The sequence below is a fragment of the Streptomyces sp. NBC_00510 genome, assembly GCA_036013505.1.
Taxonomy (GTDB): Bacteria; Actinomycetota; Actinomycetes; order Streptomycetales; family Streptomycetaceae; genus Actinacidiphila.
The window spans coordinates 2,441,208-2,454,938 of record CP107851.1 but is presented as its reverse complement, the minus strand read 5'-3'; the positions used below and the strand labels follow the sequence as shown (position 1 = coordinate 2,454,938).

Sequence of the window (13,731 nt, the reverse complement as noted above, 5' to 3'; positions counted from 1 at the left end):
CTGCTCGTAGGCGTCACGGATGGCCGGGCTGGCCTGAGGCGCCCAGCTCGGAGTCGAACTCCCGGAACGCCACGCCGACGGAGCCGAAGGCCGAGGCGAGCTCCTTCATGCCCTTTCCAGCGCGCTTCATCGTGCTGCCGGCGTTGCTGTGGAAGAGCGACGTAGCACTGGCCGCGCCCGCGTGGCCGAGGATCGACTCCGCCTCACCGTAGCCTGCGCTGAGCCGGCCGAAGGTGCCCTTGTTGATGAGCGGGTCGATCTCGCCCGCCAGGACCTCCAGACGCTGCTTGGCATCGTTGAGGACGTCGTAGTCAATTTTGATCTCGGGCACAGGGACCTCCGGACGAGCGCTTCTTCGAACTGCGGACGGCATGATTCGACGCCTATGTGCTGCGACGATCGATGCGCGGAGTTGGCCTCACGAGGTGAGCGTTTCCGCTGCTCGTCCGGAGGAGGCCGTCAGTGGACGGCGGTGACCGGCAGGTCCCGCTGCACGCCGGGGTCGCCGGCGTCGGCGGTGTAGTCCTGCTGCGCCGTCTCGTCCAGGCCTTCGGGTGCCTTGACGGCCCGAAGGACGAAGGTGAGGACGACGGTGACCACGACGTTGAGCACGAAGGCGGTCAGGCCGATGTAGCCGATCTGGCCGATAACCGGGATCGTGTCGGAGGACCCGCCGAAGTGCTTCTGGGCGGGGCTCGCGACGCCGTAGGCGACCCAGGTGCCGTAGACCATGCCGACCGCCCAGCCGGCCAGCAGCGCCCAGCGGTGGAACCAGCGGGTGAACAGGCCGCCGACCAGGGCGGGGAAGGTCTGCAGGATCCAGATGCCGCCCAGCAGCTGGAAATTGATCGCCGTCGTCTTGTCCATGGTGAGGACGAAGACCAGCGCGCCGACCTTGACCAGCAGCGAGACCACCTTGGAGACCTGGGTCTCCTGCGCGGGGGTGGCGTCCGGCTTGAGGAAGTCCTTGTAGATGTTACGGGTGAACAGGTTCGCCGCGGCGATCGACATGATCGCCGCCGGCACCAGGGCGCCGATGCCGATCGCGGCGAAGGCCACGCCCGCGAACCAGGACGGGAACATGTTCTCGAACAGCTGCGGGATCGCCAGCTGCCCGTTGTAGCCCGTGATCCCCGCCCCGACACCGCTGGCCAGCGCCATGAAGCCGAGCATCGCCAGGAGACCCAGCATCAAGGTGTAGAGCGGCAGGACGGTGGTGTTGCGGCGGATGACGTCACGACTGCGGCCGGAGAGCACCGCCGTCACCGAGTGCGGGTACATGAACAGCGCGAGCGCCGAACCCAGCGCCAGCGTCCCGTACGCCCACTGAGCGGTGTCGCCCGGCGCCAGGGATCCGCGCGGCTTGCCGGTGGCGGGGCTGACCTGGGAGTAGGCGTCGCCGGCCTTGGCGAAGATGTGGTCGAAGCCGCCGAGTTTGATCGGGATGTAGATGATCGCCACCGCGATGACGATGTAGATCAGCGTGTCCTTGACGAACGCAATCAGGGCCGGCGCCCGCAGACCGGAGGAGTAGGTGTACGCGGCCAGCACACCGAAGGCGATCAGCAGCGGCAGGTCCTTGACGAACCAGTTGGACGACTGGCCGCCGCCCACGCCCATCACGTCCAGGACGGCCTGGATGCCGACCAGTTGCAGCGCGATGTAGGGCATCGTGGCGAGGATGCCGGTGACGGCCACGGCGAGCGACAGGCCCTTGGAGCCGAAGCGTCCGCGCACGAAGTCGGAGGTGGTGACGTAGCCGTGCTTGTGCGAGACCGACCACAGGCGCGGCAGGAAGGTGAAGATCAGGGGGTAGACCAGGATCGTGTACGGCACGGCGAAGAAGCCGGCCGCGCCCGCCGCGTAGACCGCCGCCGGGACCGCCACGAAGGTGTAGGCCGTGTAGACATCGCCGCCGAGCAGGAACCAGGTGATCCAGCCGCCGAAGCTGCGGCCGCCCAGGCCCCACTCGTCCAGGTGCAGCGCGTTCTCCGCCCTGCGCCAGCGTGCGGCCAGGAAGCCCAGGACCGTCACGGCCACGAAGAAGAATATGAAGACGGCGAGAGCGACGCCGTTGACTCCGTCCTTCACTTCGATCCCTCCTTCCGTGCCCGCTCCTCACGACGGACCAGCACGTACGCGGCGTACGTCAGCCCGGAGGACAGGAACACCCACAGCATCTGGTACCAGTAGAAGAACGGGATGCCGATGAACTCCGGCGTCAGCTTCGCGTACGAGCCGACCCAGAGCATCGCGACAAAGGGGATGACGAGGCAGACACCGGCGATCACGCGGGGGGTGGTGACCACCGGTGGCCGGACCGGAGTTCCGGATGGTTCGGACATTGTTTTTCCTCGATCTTTCAGCACGTCAGAAATGCCGCGCGGGGGGACGGAAACACCCGGCCGTCATCCGATGCGGCCCGGGTGCGGGATGTCACGCGTCTCCCGGAAAACGGACGGCGGCTTCGACGCCGTGAAGGATGCCGGGGAGCGACGGCCCAACGATGGCCGGACACGTGGGAGCGGCACATGGTGTGCCAGCTTTCACCGTAGTGATTTCCCCCTCGACGCCATTGAACGAGGGCGACAATTCCGTTGATCTTCCGTGCCATCGCTCCAGCCACGCGACGCGTGTGCCGAAGGGTCAGCCGGCACTCCACTTCTGGTTGTCCGCACCCGTACAGGTCCACAGCCGCAGCGTCGTGCCGTCGCCTCCCTGCGCGTCCGTGGTCTCCACGCACTTGTGGGCCTGGAGGTTGACCAGGTCGCGGGCGGGGTTGAGCCGGAACCTCTGCGACGCGGCGCCGTCGCAGGCAACCAGTCGGACGGCCGCACCGTCGGCCGTGGATCCGCCCGCGACGTCCATGCACCTGTCCGCGATCCGGATGCTCCTGTCCTCCGCCACGATCAGCCATGACTGCCCTGCACCGGCCGTGCAGTCCCGGAGCGTCAACGTCGCGCCCTCCACGGAGCCCGCGTCGATGCACCGTTGGGACGCGTGACTGCGGATCACCACCCCCGGAACCGCCGTGTAAGAGGGCTCCGCGGAGGCGGGGACCTCGTCGTTCTCCGCTCCGGGAGCCGCCTCGGGCTCCTCGGGCTGCTCGGGATCCCGTCGGGACGGCGGGGCGACGCTCTCAGCATCTCCCGCGGACGACTGCCCCGGGGTCCTTCTCGGGGACGGTCGCGTCACGTTGAGGGGGCTCGCAGGCAGGGCGCCGCCAGGGGAGGAACCGACGCCCGGCGCGGAACCGGAGCGAGGGGCGGCCGTCGAACCGCCCGCGCCAGAGTCCGAACCCCGCATCAGAAAGGGAACCAGCAGCAGGCCTGCCACCAGGCAGGCGAGCGCCAACAACAGTCGACGAAGCCTGCGGCGGCCACCGAGGCCAGGGTCGGCGGCAAGCGGGGTCCCCTCCCGGTCGGCGTTCCCTTGCGTTTCGGCTCCGGGTACCGGATCGTCCTCGGTCGCGGGCGTCTCGGGGTACGAGGCGAAGGCGAGCCCGGCCACGAATCCGTCCGCATAGCCGGACGGTGAGTCCCCGGACGTGTCCTCGGGTTCGGCGGGCAGAGCGCCGGCCCGCCTGGCGCGCATTGTCGCGATCCGGTGCGTAGTCCAGTCAGGGGGGTTCCGACTCCCGCCGGTGTCGGCGTCGGCGATCGCGTTGGTTCCCCGCGGCCGCCGCGGCAGAGGCGTGGGGCCGGGGCGGTGCACGGCCCCTGCCTCGGCGTCCGCAGCCGTCGGCTCGTCAGGAGAGGCTGCCATTGCGTCCTTCCAGCATCAGGGGGCGAGGGGGCTCCGCCACGGGGCGGGCGCGGGCGGCGCGGCCGCTGTCCGCCTGCGCCTGCCCCGATCCCGACGTGAGCCCGGTCCGGAGACGGCCGCGCCGGACCACGAGCAGGGCATGGCCGGCCCGCCGACCACACGGCCGACAGCACCGCTCCCACTATCCCCGGGCCCGTCGCCGCCCCATAGAACGCGCGTGCCGACCTGGCGCCACCGTGCCCCGGAAACCGGCTCGCCGGCGCTTTTCCGGCCTCCGGGTGAAAGGCCGGGGACGCGGCCGCCGGGGCTCCCGCCTTCCCGCGGCGAGATCGGCTTGACCCGTCGGTACCGACGGGCCTGGCAGCTCACTGGAAAGGCAGTGAGGTCCGCGGCCTGGGACGACCCCCGCCATGCGCCAGTATGCGCGCGCGTATTCCAGGCTCGTACAGGCGAATCGGTTCATCGATGAGGTTGGTCACACGCAAGAAAGAAGTAGCCAACTCGGCGTCCTCAGCAGCAGCTGTCCGCAGTGCGTCCGAGTACTGTCCTGCTTCCATCATGAAACTGGTTCGGATTCCCTCCACTTCCGGGAACCGAAGCTCTGCTGACAGGGCGAGACCCCAGCACCGTCCGGCGATCTCGGAAGCTGCCTCTGAGAACCTGCGCTCGATGTCATCCCGTCCGTCCCGTAGGAGTTCCAGCAATGACCGCCCCTGCAGTGCTGCCACTGACATTCCCTGCCCGAAAAGGGGATTCAAGCTGCACAGGGCGTCACCCATGACGAGATAGCCGGCTGGGGTATTTTCCAGTGGCGAATAGTGGCGGCGTACGCTTGCAGGGAACCGCATTTTGACCGCATCACCAAGTGGCGTGCCGTGCCGGATGACCTCCGCCACTTCAGGCGAGGCAAGTTCGTCGGCATAGGACGCCATGCCGTCTGAATCCAACGGCGGTTGGGTACCCGCCCAGCCACCCACGGACACTATGAGCTGGTTGGCTTCCTGTGCGAGCACAAAGCCGCTGCGCAGCTGCCCTGGATAGGGTGCCACCGAAACGCCCAGCAGACGCCCGCCGATGAACTGGGGTTCACGCCGGTACAGACGCGAGACGTAGGTGATGCCTGTCCGGACCCTCTCCTCCTTCGGCCGGGGGTAACCGAGTTCAGCGAACCAGGCCGGAGTGTGGGAACCTCGGCCGGACGCATCGACGACCAGATCCCCCTGCACAACCACTTCATCGCGCGTTTGCCCGTATCGGACGCGGACGCCCGTCACCCGTGTACGCTCGCGGTCGGTCCGCAGTCCCGTGACTGTCGCGTGATCTCGTACGGTAACCCCGGGGAGCGCGCTGGTCTGCGCGCGCAGTGTGTGCTCGAGCAGAACACGACTGGCTCCGACGCCGGTCATACCCGAATGCCCAGGTCTGAGCAGGCGGCCATCGAAATACCAGTGGAAATCCTCTTGCACGTCGCCATGAAGAGCGCCGGCCCTGGCCAACTGGTGTGTGAAGCCGGGGAACAGGTCCTCGAACACGTCGCGTCCACCGGCGAGCAGGCCGTGCACCTGGCGCCCCTGAGGCACTCCAATACGCACGGTCGGCTCAGCGGGAAGATCATCGCGGTCGAGGACGATGACCTTCTCGAATGAGTCACTCAGTGCGCGCGCTGCGACGAGTCCGGCGATCGACGCTCCGATGACGATGGCGCATCCCTGTCGCGTGTGCATGGTGTTGCTCGTTCCTCATTTCTCAGTTTCACTGCATTTCTCTCCAGAGCTCTGCCAGCATTGCTCAGCAGTGAGAAGTTTTGACTGGGCAGAATTTAACAAAAGTCGACCTGACTCTAGCTGCCGCGAGCGGGTGAGAATAGAATCAGTGCGCCATCTTGGAATGTTCGCAGTGCGGGATCCGACGTTCTTGGCGGGTTCGCCGGCCGGGGCCCTTCGGGGCCCCGGCTGCGTACTGGTGAGCGCGCACATGGCGGCGTCCACCAGCACGGCGTGGGGCAGGTCTTTGTCGGCATCGGCCTGGGCCGTCAGCGCCGTGATGCCCGCTGCACGGCTCGATCCGTGTCCGCTGCCGTGTCGTTCGGCACATCAGGAGCAGCGACCGACCGGTCGAAACGAAACCGCCTACTAGCCTCGCGCTTTCACGGAGTGGGCTGTCCAGCAGGTGATCAGGAAGCAGGGGAAGTGCCTCTGACCGGCGTGAGCAGGGATTGGCCAGGCCATCACAGATTAACGGGTGCTTCTTGAAGATTGTCGTGAAGGGGCGCGAGATGCCGCTTCAGTGTCTTCGCTATGTAGACGACCCAGATGGAACAACTCGCAAGGAGCACTATGTAAAAGCTGTAGAAGCCAGAGCCGACTATCAGGCCGGCGATCGCAGGGCCGCTTGCCAGGGCCACCTGCTTCACCAGGGCGAAAGCCGAGTTGTACATTCCCATCCGATCCTCGGGAGCGAGATCGGCGATGATCGGGGACAGGGTGGGGGAGAGCAGCGTCTCACCGAACCCAAAGATGCCATACGTTGCGACGACGAGGACGGTAGCTGTCACTGCGCTGGCATGCAGTAGACCAGCCAGACCGGCAGTCAGCCAAGCCACCGTCCAGATGATCCCAGTTGCCTGTATCGCTCGGGTTCGTGGCATCCGATTCACCGTGCGAAGGACGAGGAACTGTGCAACGACGATGACGCCGGTATTGGCTGCTTCCGCGATACCGAGAGTCAGCGGCTGAACGTGGGCCGCTTCGGTCGCATAAGCAGGAAGACCTGACGAAATCTGCCCATAACCGGCGAAGAATATAACCCCGCCTAGAACACACAAACACAGCATCGCCCGGTCCGCGAAAACAATCCTCAGGCCGTCCCGAGTCGGATTTTCCCGGCGGAGTGAGGACTCAGGGGTGACTGCGCCAGTGCGGATGGTCACGGTCAACAGACTCAGAGCCAGATAAAGAACGGCTTCCACGGTGAATAGAGTCGTAAAAGTCTCCGGGCGCCCCAAATCAACTGTGGCACCTCCGACCAGTGCGCCGGCGCCCAGGCCCAGGTTGATGATGAAGGCTTGGGTCGCGAATGCCCGCGCTCGCGTCTGTGGCGTCGAAGCGAGCATCACCAACGTCGCGTTGGAGGGCTGAATCGCGGAGACGCCGGCGCCCATCATGGCCGACGCCGCAATCGCCTCAACCGCAGAAGTGACGTGGCCGAACAACAACGCGCCCACGGCAGTCGTAAAGGCGCCGGCTGCCAGCACGCGTGCCGGTCCTCGGCGGTCGATGAGCCTACCGATCAACGGCAGAAGGCAGAGTGCAGCCACGGCGAAGGAACCGGACGCCACTCCAGCTACCGCATCGCCCAGTCGCCGAACGTGAGCAACGTACACGAAGAGAAACGGTCCAGTGAAACCGGTACCGAAGGCAATCAGCACGGTCCCGGCTTGAGCGCGGCGCAACACCTTTTTCGTTGACGCTGTCACGCGTTCCCTTTCCAGTGAATGAGTCCCGGGATCCGCTTTCCCGGTAGATCAGAACGAGTCGAAATGCCACTCCGGAACCCCTTGAGGGGAACCCGGCAGCAGTACTCCGACCTGCATGTTCAGCTCCCCTCGCTGATGCCTGCAAACATCGTTGCCGATTCTGGGAACGTGACTTCAGACCGAAAGATCGCAGCGATCTCCATCGGGGCCTGGTCGAACCGGCCTGCAGCCTCATTTGTTGGACGAGCAGGTCGCCGCGTTCCGAAACCGGCCGCTGGACGTCGGCCCGTATGCGTTCGTCTGGCGACGCACTCACCCAGAAGGTCCGAGAGGGCGGTCGGACCATCAACATCCACGCTGATCACGGTCTGCGTCGACGTCGGCGGGCACCGCGAGATCCGTGGCCTGGATGTCGCCACCGTCGAGGACGGCGCCGGCCGGCTGGCGTTCCTGCGCTCGCTGATCGGCCCGCGGCCTGCTCTCACAGGTCCCGAAGCCGACCCAGCCATGGGTGGCCACGCTGCTGCGAACGGTCTTCGAACAGCCCGACGCCTGCCGCAGCAAGCCTTGATGCGGCAGGGACTGAACACTCGCCGGCATCTTCCTGGACCGCACCGCCGTGATCCGCCCTGGGCGGGGCCATCCTGGCCGAACAGAACGACGAGTGGACCGCGTCCGCGGCTGCATGGGCCGCGACCCCCTCGCCAGAGCCCCTCCACCCGAACGAGTCAGAAGCCGGCGGCACCGTCCTGCCTGCCGAACACCACTACATCGGACGTGACCCGAGCATCTTCCCTGACCTCACAAATGAGGTTCAGCATGACCGTCGACAAAAGACGGACCTTCTCACCCGGCTTCCAAGGACGGCCGCGGAACCCCGGCAGGCGGCTGCCGCCGGGACAGTTTGAGGTTTACGACTTCCCGGTGCTCTCCGCCGGCCCCACGCCCCGCGTCAGCCGCGACACCTGGCGGTTCACGGTGACGACCGAAACGGGCGCCGAGCACACCTGGTCTTGGGCGGACCTAATGAGCCTGCCCTCCGAACGGCCCACGGTCGACCTGCACTGCGTCACCAAGTGGTCGAAGTTCGACACCGACTGGCAGGGCGTCTCGCTGGATCTCCTTCTCACGGATGTCGAGACGGCCGCGGAGTACGCACTGATCCACGCTTACGGCGGCTACACGACAAACCTTCCTCTGGAGGACTTGCTGGACGGCCAGGCGTGGATCACCTACGGCTACGACGGCGAGGATTTGCCGCCAGAGCACGGAGGACCGGCCCGGCTCGTTGTGCCGCACCTCTACCTGTGGAAGTCGGCGAAGTGGGTGCGCGGGATCCAACTTCTTCTGGAGGACGAACCGGGGTTCTGGGAGAGCGCCGGCTATCACGACTACGGAGACCCATGGCGCGAACAACGGTACCAAGGCGACTAAACGACCGGCTGCGCTGGAGAACAGCCACGCTGTCCGAGCGCCGGCAGGAGACACCGGCGGCGAGCACCCTGGTCCTGGACGCCCCCGAATGGCCCGGCCATCTGGCCGGTCAGCACGTGGATGTGCGGCTGACGGCAGCCGACGGCTACAGCACCCAACGAAGCTACTCGATCGCCTCCGCACCAGGATCGGAGCAGGTCGAGCTGACCGTCCAACGCGTCACGGACGGGGAAGTGTCGCCGTATCTGGTCGACGTATTCCGTTCCGGTGACTCGGTGGAACTGCGTGGGCCGATCGGCGGATGGTTCGTGTGGCGCCCGGAACAGACCGAGCCGGTGCTCCTGGTCGCGGGCGGCTCAGGACTGGTGCCGCTGATGGCGATGATCCGCGCACGCCGTGCTGTCGGCGGCCGGGCGCCATTCCGGCTGATCTACTCGGTACGAACCCCCGAGGACCGGCTTTACCAGACCGAACTGCAGCACACGGAGCCTGGGTTGGTCGTGACATACGTCTACACACGGACCGCCCCTGAGGGTTCACGGCGTCCACCGGGCCGACTGCGTGCCGAGGACCTCGAGGCGGCGGGCTGGCCGCCCGACTTCGAGCCGACCGTCTATGTATGCGGGCCGGCCGGCTTCGTCGAGTACGCGGCCGACGAGCTTGTCGGCCTCGGCCACGCCCCTGCACTCGTCCGCACCGAACGCTTCGGACCCAACAGAGGCTGACCTTGCTGCAGTACCTCTCGACGACACCCGGCGACGCCCTGGCGGCTCCCATACGAAGGGCTTCGCTTGGGACGTGACCGCAGCTGGCACTACCCGCACTGGCTGAGGCCGTGTAGGAGGTGGTGCCCGGCTGCGGGTCCACCTTCACGACCCCGGATCGCGTCCTGGTAATGGCACCGCGCCGACGTTCACCCACCGATCGCTAACAGCCTGACATTGACGTGCAGAAAGCCGTGGCCAGCTTGAGGACCTCCGGGTCCCCCCGCAGCCGCCGATTCGCCCGGCGCAGCGCGGCCAGCTCCTCACGCTCACTGCTGGTCAGGCCGTCCCGTTCGCCTGTGTCGACCTCGGCCTGCTTGACCGAGTCCCGCACCGCGGTGTCGGTCAGGTCGAAGTCCTTGGCGACCTGACCGACCGAGCGATCCCCGGGTCGGCACAGCTCGACGCTCTCGGCCTTGAACTCCGGCGTGAACGGGCGGCGAAGGCGTGGCTTCTTCTTGCTCACGCTGTCCATGCTGGAAATCCTCGACCACCCGCGTGCCGGGCTGAGCGACAAACGGCCGGTGCGCCCCGGGGCGGGTGCCGGCGGACACAGGGCCTTGGTTGGTGGCACGGCGGAGGGGAGAAGCCGGTTCGGGTTTTCTGCTCGTGTCGGGGCCGGGTCGTTTGCCGGGGGCCGTGGGTGGGTGGATAGTGCCAGAGGTGCGTCCGGCGGTTGGGTCGACGCGATCGTGTGGTGTCCCGGTCTGCGGCAGCGGGCGGGGGTACCGGCGCCGGGGTATGCGTGATCATGTCGATCCTGCTGCTCGTCCCGATCAACAACCGGGGTAAGACGTGGATGCCTGAGAACCGGCCCGCCGACTGGTAGGAGCAGATGAACCGCTGGGACCGCTACCAGTACGTCTGCGTCGTCGCCATCATCGCCGCCTTCGCCCTGCTGGTCGCCGCTCTGGGATGAGCCCGCGGGCCGGCACCGCGTTGGCGGCGCACGCCCCTCATTGGGCCGGGCGGTAGCCGGTGCAGGGCGCCTGCTCGCTGGGCCTGCGGGGGTGGTTCCATCCAGGGGTTGGATGTCGGCTGTTCCCGGCAGGAATTGGGCGGTCAGGCGGGTGGGCTCTGCGATCTCCGCCGCTTCGCGGCCGCAGCCCTGCGCCTGTTCGCCGCCACCGCACCCTCACCCGCGCCCCCGCCGACGCCGTTCGGCTACACCGCGCCCTGCGAGTTCGAGCAGCAGCCGCGAGGCGTAGCCACCACCGACTCCGATCCGCGGTCAGTGCCCCGGCCGTAGATCGGGGACCGTCCGTCGTCGGAAGGCGCCGAGGGTCGCAGCCCGGCGACGGACATCCAAGACTCCCGCTGCCCGGAAACCCCGCCGTGCGGATGCGGGGATGGCCCTCGAGGGAACGAGCCACCGGGCAGCGGGCCAAAGCGTCGTTGGTGTACAGCCCCTCGCTCTGGGTCCACTGCGGAGGGGTTGCAGCCGCCTCATCGGCCGCGGACGCGTATGCCGTCACTGGATAGGTGCCGTCCCGGTAAGCATCACCAACTCGGGGTAGGCCAACGGCAGTACGGGCACTTCAAACGTCGTCCTGCTCACGGGATCGGCGCCGCTTCGGCCGAGGGCGGATGTAGTCGATGATGTTGTGTGCAGTCGCCACTGCGCCTGCTACGAACATGAGGGCGGAAAGCATCCGCAGCACCCCCTCGCCCCATATGGCCTGGTGGCCGAACCAAGTTAGTGCGATGCAGGTGATTAGGCCGTCGCCAAGTTTTCTCAAGCGCGGATCCATGCGCACTCCCGAGTCAGCACGCCCGCCAACCGGGCTCCTGAGTGTGGCATGGCCCCGCCCGCTTTCCTGCCACCACTCTCCCCAGCTCCCATCCCGCCACCACGTCGGCGGCCGCTTTCCCACTTGCCTTGCCGCGCCCGGCCAACGGCCCAGGAGAAACCCTCGTGTCCGAGCCTGCGATCTTTCATCCCCCGACTCCGTCTCCGGCACCGACGATCGGCAGCGTCGTGCGGTACCGCCTGTCGGCCGATGACGTCCGCGCTATCGCCCGCCAGCGGGACGAGACCGGTGCCCGCGGCAATCCTGTCTGGGCCGGCTGGCAGTACCCCGCGGTCATCGTCCGCGTCTGGGGCGACACCCCCCAGGCCGCCTGCAGCCTCCACGTCCACCTCGACGGCCCCGACCTGTCCTGGGCGACCTCCCGACACCTCGGCGACCAGAACGGCAACTGTCCTGGCCGCCGAGGCCGGGCGCCTGATGACCGCGTTCGGCGCCTACCTGGCGGAGCGCCCGGCCTGCGAGGCCGAGCTTCGCGCCCCGGTCACGCTCCGGATCCTGAAGGAGCAGGGAGACGTACGCCCGACGGAGCGGTCACGTTCGAGCTCGTCGCTGACCTGTCGCCCGTCCACGACCACGTCGCAGCACACCTGGGGGTGAGCGATGGGCGGCAGGCCAGTCGTCGGTGACGTTGTCCACTACCAGGCCTACGGCGCCCACAAGCTCTCCACGCTTGCCGGCGGCCAGCCGGCCGGGTCCACCTCCAGCCCGAAATGGACCTTCAGATGGTCGTCCTCGATGCCCGTCACCACACCATCATCCCCAGCTGCGGCAATGATGGAAAACGATCAGCTCACGAACGGGAAACGATCTCCAACCCGTCGCATCCGCACTGGTCAGACCGACTCGTGAACGGTCCGTCGCGTGGGGAGACAACGCAGGCTTGACGGTTGTGCGCACGGCGAGCCGGGTCTGGCGGGGGTGCCGTTCATGGGCATGGGTGAGTTTCCCGCCAGTTGGTGCGGAGGCTGGTGTCGAGCTGGGTCTCCCATTGCGCGAGCGTTTGGCACTGCAGTGGCGTGCGCCGGTTGAGGGCGGCGTCGGCTTGGGCGAGCGAGGCGAGGATCCTGGCGTGGATGCGGTGCGTGGGTTCCTCGGTCAGGGGTGCGCTGGCGTTGCCGTCGGGGCCTGGCCGGCGCTGTGGTGGTGTTGTGCTTTTGATTTTGGCCAGGGCGTCGCGGAATGCCGCGTTGGGTGGAACCCCTGGTGGGCTGGTGATGTGTGTCTGTTCCGGCTGTTCCGGCTGTTCCGGCTGGTGGGGCGCTGGGGGTGTGGCGGCATCGCGAAGGTGGCGGGTGATGTAGGCGGCGGGGGCGTGGGGGCGCCAGGTGAGCCACCAGGAGTGCAGTTCCGCCGCGATGTCGTGCCGGGTCAGGCCGGCTGTGATCAACGGGCGCAGGGCGTAGGCGAGGCGTCGCAGGTGCTCGCCTTGCGTCCAGGGGACGCGGGGCCGGATCCAGGCGGCGATGGCGATGCTGTGGGCGGTCTGCGCCGGCGTGAACGATGTGGTGCGTGGAGCGCGTCGTTCCGGCTTGCCGGTGTAGTTGTTCTTCTCGTCTACCTGAGCTTTCTGTCTCTTGGGGTACTGCTTACGGGAAGGGGTGCAATCGGTGGTGCGTGCTGCGGTGTGCTTGCGGGCGCCGGCCTCGGCGATGGCGCGGGCGCGGCCCTGGGGGGTGTAGCCGATCAGGCGGGCGGTGTAGCCGTGCCCGCAGATGCGGTGGCCCATGGCCTGGTCCCAGGCTGGGGGAGCGGTGGCTGCGTAGATGGTGGCGGTGCCGGACCATCCCGGACGCCCGGATTTGCGGCGCGTGTTCTTGCGGCTGCCGTGTTCGACCCATACCAGGAGCCCGAGTTCACGCAGGTATTGGACGTGCTCTGCGAGGCGGCGTTTGTCGAGGCCGAGGAGGGCTGCACGGCGGTCGCGGCCGTAGAGGACGTGCCCGTTTGGGTTCATGTCGCCGGCCAGGGATTGCGCGACCCGCAGGGTCGTTTCGTTCGCTTGGGGGTGCACTCCTTCGTTAATGGCCCACTGGGCGGCGGACAGGAAGTCACGTGCCCGCACGCTGCGGGAGGCCGTGGTGGGTATCTCCTGGTGGGCTTGCGTGAGGACGAGTTGCGTGGTGCGGCTGCCCGAGTGAGCCGCGGGGGCGGGGGTTGTGGCGGTGGTGTCGTCTGCCGGTGTGTCCTGGTGGTGGACGAGGGCGTGCTGGATCTTCAAAAGTGGCGCGCCCTCCGCGGCGCGTGAGGCAACGTCGCCGGCGGTGCGCACTGGCGGCCGCCGGCGTTGTTGGTGCATGGAAGGGAAGCCCCGCGCTTGCTGCAGGCGCAGGTGACAGGGCTGGGCGGCCGAGGTACGGGAGCCTGATCAGGACGCTGGCACCGCGTCGGGGATCACGGGGCTGAGCGGGGTCGGTCGTGCCAAGGGGGTGAACGGTGGATTGCCTGGCTGTTCCGTCCGGCGGGAATGAATGCGCAGCCTTGG

11 protein-coding genes and 2 pseudogenes are annotated in these 13,731 nt (G+C 67.5%); 4 read left to right on the top strand and 9 right to left on the bottom strand.

Annotation, left to right across the window (positions count from 1 at the left end; translation table 11 throughout):
• Positions 1–13 precede the first annotated feature (13 nt).
• From OG937_10865 to OG937_10840, 6 genes are all read right to left on the bottom strand, one after another.
• Positions 14–331, bottom strand: a complete 318-nt coding sequence (locus OG937_10865) for a hypothetical protein (protein ID WUD72151.1) — start codon at positions 329–331, stop codon at positions 14–16.
• Between the two features lie 128 nt (positions 332–459).
• Positions 460–2,091 carry a sodium:solute symporter gene (locus OG937_10860; GenBank protein WUD72150.1) on the bottom strand — a complete coding sequence of 544 codons (1,632 nt, stop codon included), beginning with the start codon at positions 2,089–2,091 and terminating at the stop codon, positions 460–462.
• Positions 2,088–2,345 carry a DUF3311 domain-containing protein gene (locus tag OG937_10855; protein WUD72149.1) on the bottom strand — a complete coding sequence of 86 codons (258 nt, stop codon included), beginning with the start codon at positions 2,343–2,345 and terminating at the stop codon, positions 2,088–2,090. The genes OG937_10860 and OG937_10855 overlap by 4 nt, the downstream gene beginning before the upstream one ends.
• A gap of 301 nt (positions 2,346–2,646) precedes the next feature.
• Positions 2,647–3,306, bottom strand: coding sequence for a ricin-type beta-trefoil lectin domain protein (locus OG937_10850; GenBank protein ID WUD78703.1), 660 nt, complete (start codon positions 3,304–3,306; stop codon positions 2,647–2,649).
• 824 nt (positions 3,307–4,130) lie between these two features.
• Positions 4,131–5,489, bottom strand: coding sequence for an FAD-binding monooxygenase (locus OG937_10845; protein WUD72148.1), 1,359 nt, complete (start codon positions 5,487–5,489; stop codon positions 4,131–4,133).
• A 503-nt stretch (positions 5,490–5,992) separates the two neighbouring features.
• Positions 5,993–7,192 (bottom strand): MFS transporter, encoded by a 1,200-nt coding sequence (locus tag OG937_10840; protein WUD72147.1) that lies wholly within the window; start codon positions 7,190–7,192, stop codon positions 5,993–5,995.
• A gap of 286 nt (positions 7,193–7,478) precedes the next feature.
• Between OG937_10840 and OG937_10835 the strand changes: the two are divergent.
• The 3 genes and pseudogenes from OG937_10835 (at position 7,479) to OG937_10825 (ending at position 9,399) form a co-directional block, all read left to right on the top strand.
• Positions 7,479–7,793 (top strand): annotated as a pseudogene (locus OG937_10835) (transposase).
• Positions 7,794–8,059: 266 nt separating this feature from the next.
• Positions 8,060–8,674 (top strand): sulfite oxidase-like oxidoreductase, encoded by a 615-nt coding sequence (locus tag OG937_10830; protein WUD72146.1) that lies wholly within the window; start codon positions 8,060–8,062, stop codon positions 8,672–8,674.
• Entirely contained in the window at positions 8,644–9,399 is a 756-nt protein-coding gene (locus OG937_10825; GenBank protein WUD72145.1) for a ferredoxin reductase, read from the top strand. The genes OG937_10830 and OG937_10825 overlap by 31 nt, the downstream gene beginning before the upstream one ends.
• Positions 9,400–9,601: 202 nt before the next feature.
• On the opposite strand, the gene OG937_10820 is transcribed toward OG937_10825, so the two are convergent.
• On the bottom strand, positions 9,602–9,913 hold the full coding sequence (locus OG937_10820; protein ID WUD72144.1) for a transposase: 312 nt from the start codon (positions 9,911–9,913) through the stop codon (positions 9,602–9,604).
• Between the two features lie 264 nt (positions 9,914–10,177).
• Between OG937_10820 and OG937_10815 the strand changes: the two are divergent.
• Positions 10,178–10,357 (top strand): annotated as a pseudogene (locus OG937_10815) (DUF1772 domain-containing protein).
• Between the two features lie 619 nt (positions 10,358–10,976).
• Here the strand turns inward: OG937_10815 and OG937_10810 are convergent.
• Together OG937_10810 and OG937_10805 are read right to left on the bottom strand one after the other, a co-directional pair.
• Entirely contained in the window at positions 10,977–11,189 is a 213-nt protein-coding gene (locus tag OG937_10810; protein ID WUD72143.1) for a hypothetical protein, read from the bottom strand.
• Positions 11,190–12,174: 985 nt separating this feature from the next.
• Positions 12,175–13,467, bottom strand: a complete 1,293-nt coding sequence (locus OG937_10805; protein WUD72142.1) for a hypothetical protein — start codon at positions 13,465–13,467, stop codon at positions 12,175–12,177.
• Positions 13,468–13,731 lie beyond the last annotated feature (264 nt).

What these genes read in the sequence shown, in the direction of transcription:
- OG937_10855 (WUD72149.1), bottom strand. Translation starts at nt 2,345, where the DNA reads ATGTCCGAACCATCCGGAACTCCGGTCCGGCCACCGGTGGTCACCACC.
- OG937_10850 (WUD78703.1), bottom strand. Translation starts at nt 3,306, where the DNA reads ATGCGGGGTTCGGACTCTGGCGCGGGCGGTTCGACGGCCGCCCCTCGC.
- OG937_10845 (WUD72148.1), bottom strand. Translation starts at nt 5,489, where the DNA reads ATGCACACGCGACAGGGATGCGCCATCGTCATCGGAGCGTCGATCGCC.
- OG937_10830 (WUD72146.1), top strand. Translation starts at nt 8,060, where the DNA reads ATGACCGTCGACAAAAGACGGACCTTCTCACCCGGCTTCCAAGGACGG.
- OG937_10825 (WUD72145.1), top strand. Translation starts at nt 8,644, where the DNA reads ATGGCGCGAACAACGGTACCAAGGCGACTAAACGACCGGCTGCGCTGG.
- OG937_10820 (WUD72144.1), bottom strand. Translation starts at nt 9,913, where the DNA reads ATGGACAGCGTGAGCAAGAAGAAGCCACGCCTTCGCCGCCCGTTCACG.
- OG937_10810 (WUD72143.1), bottom strand. Translation starts at nt 11,189, where the DNA reads ATGGATCCGCGCTTGAGAAAACTTGGCGACGGCCTAATCACCTGCATC.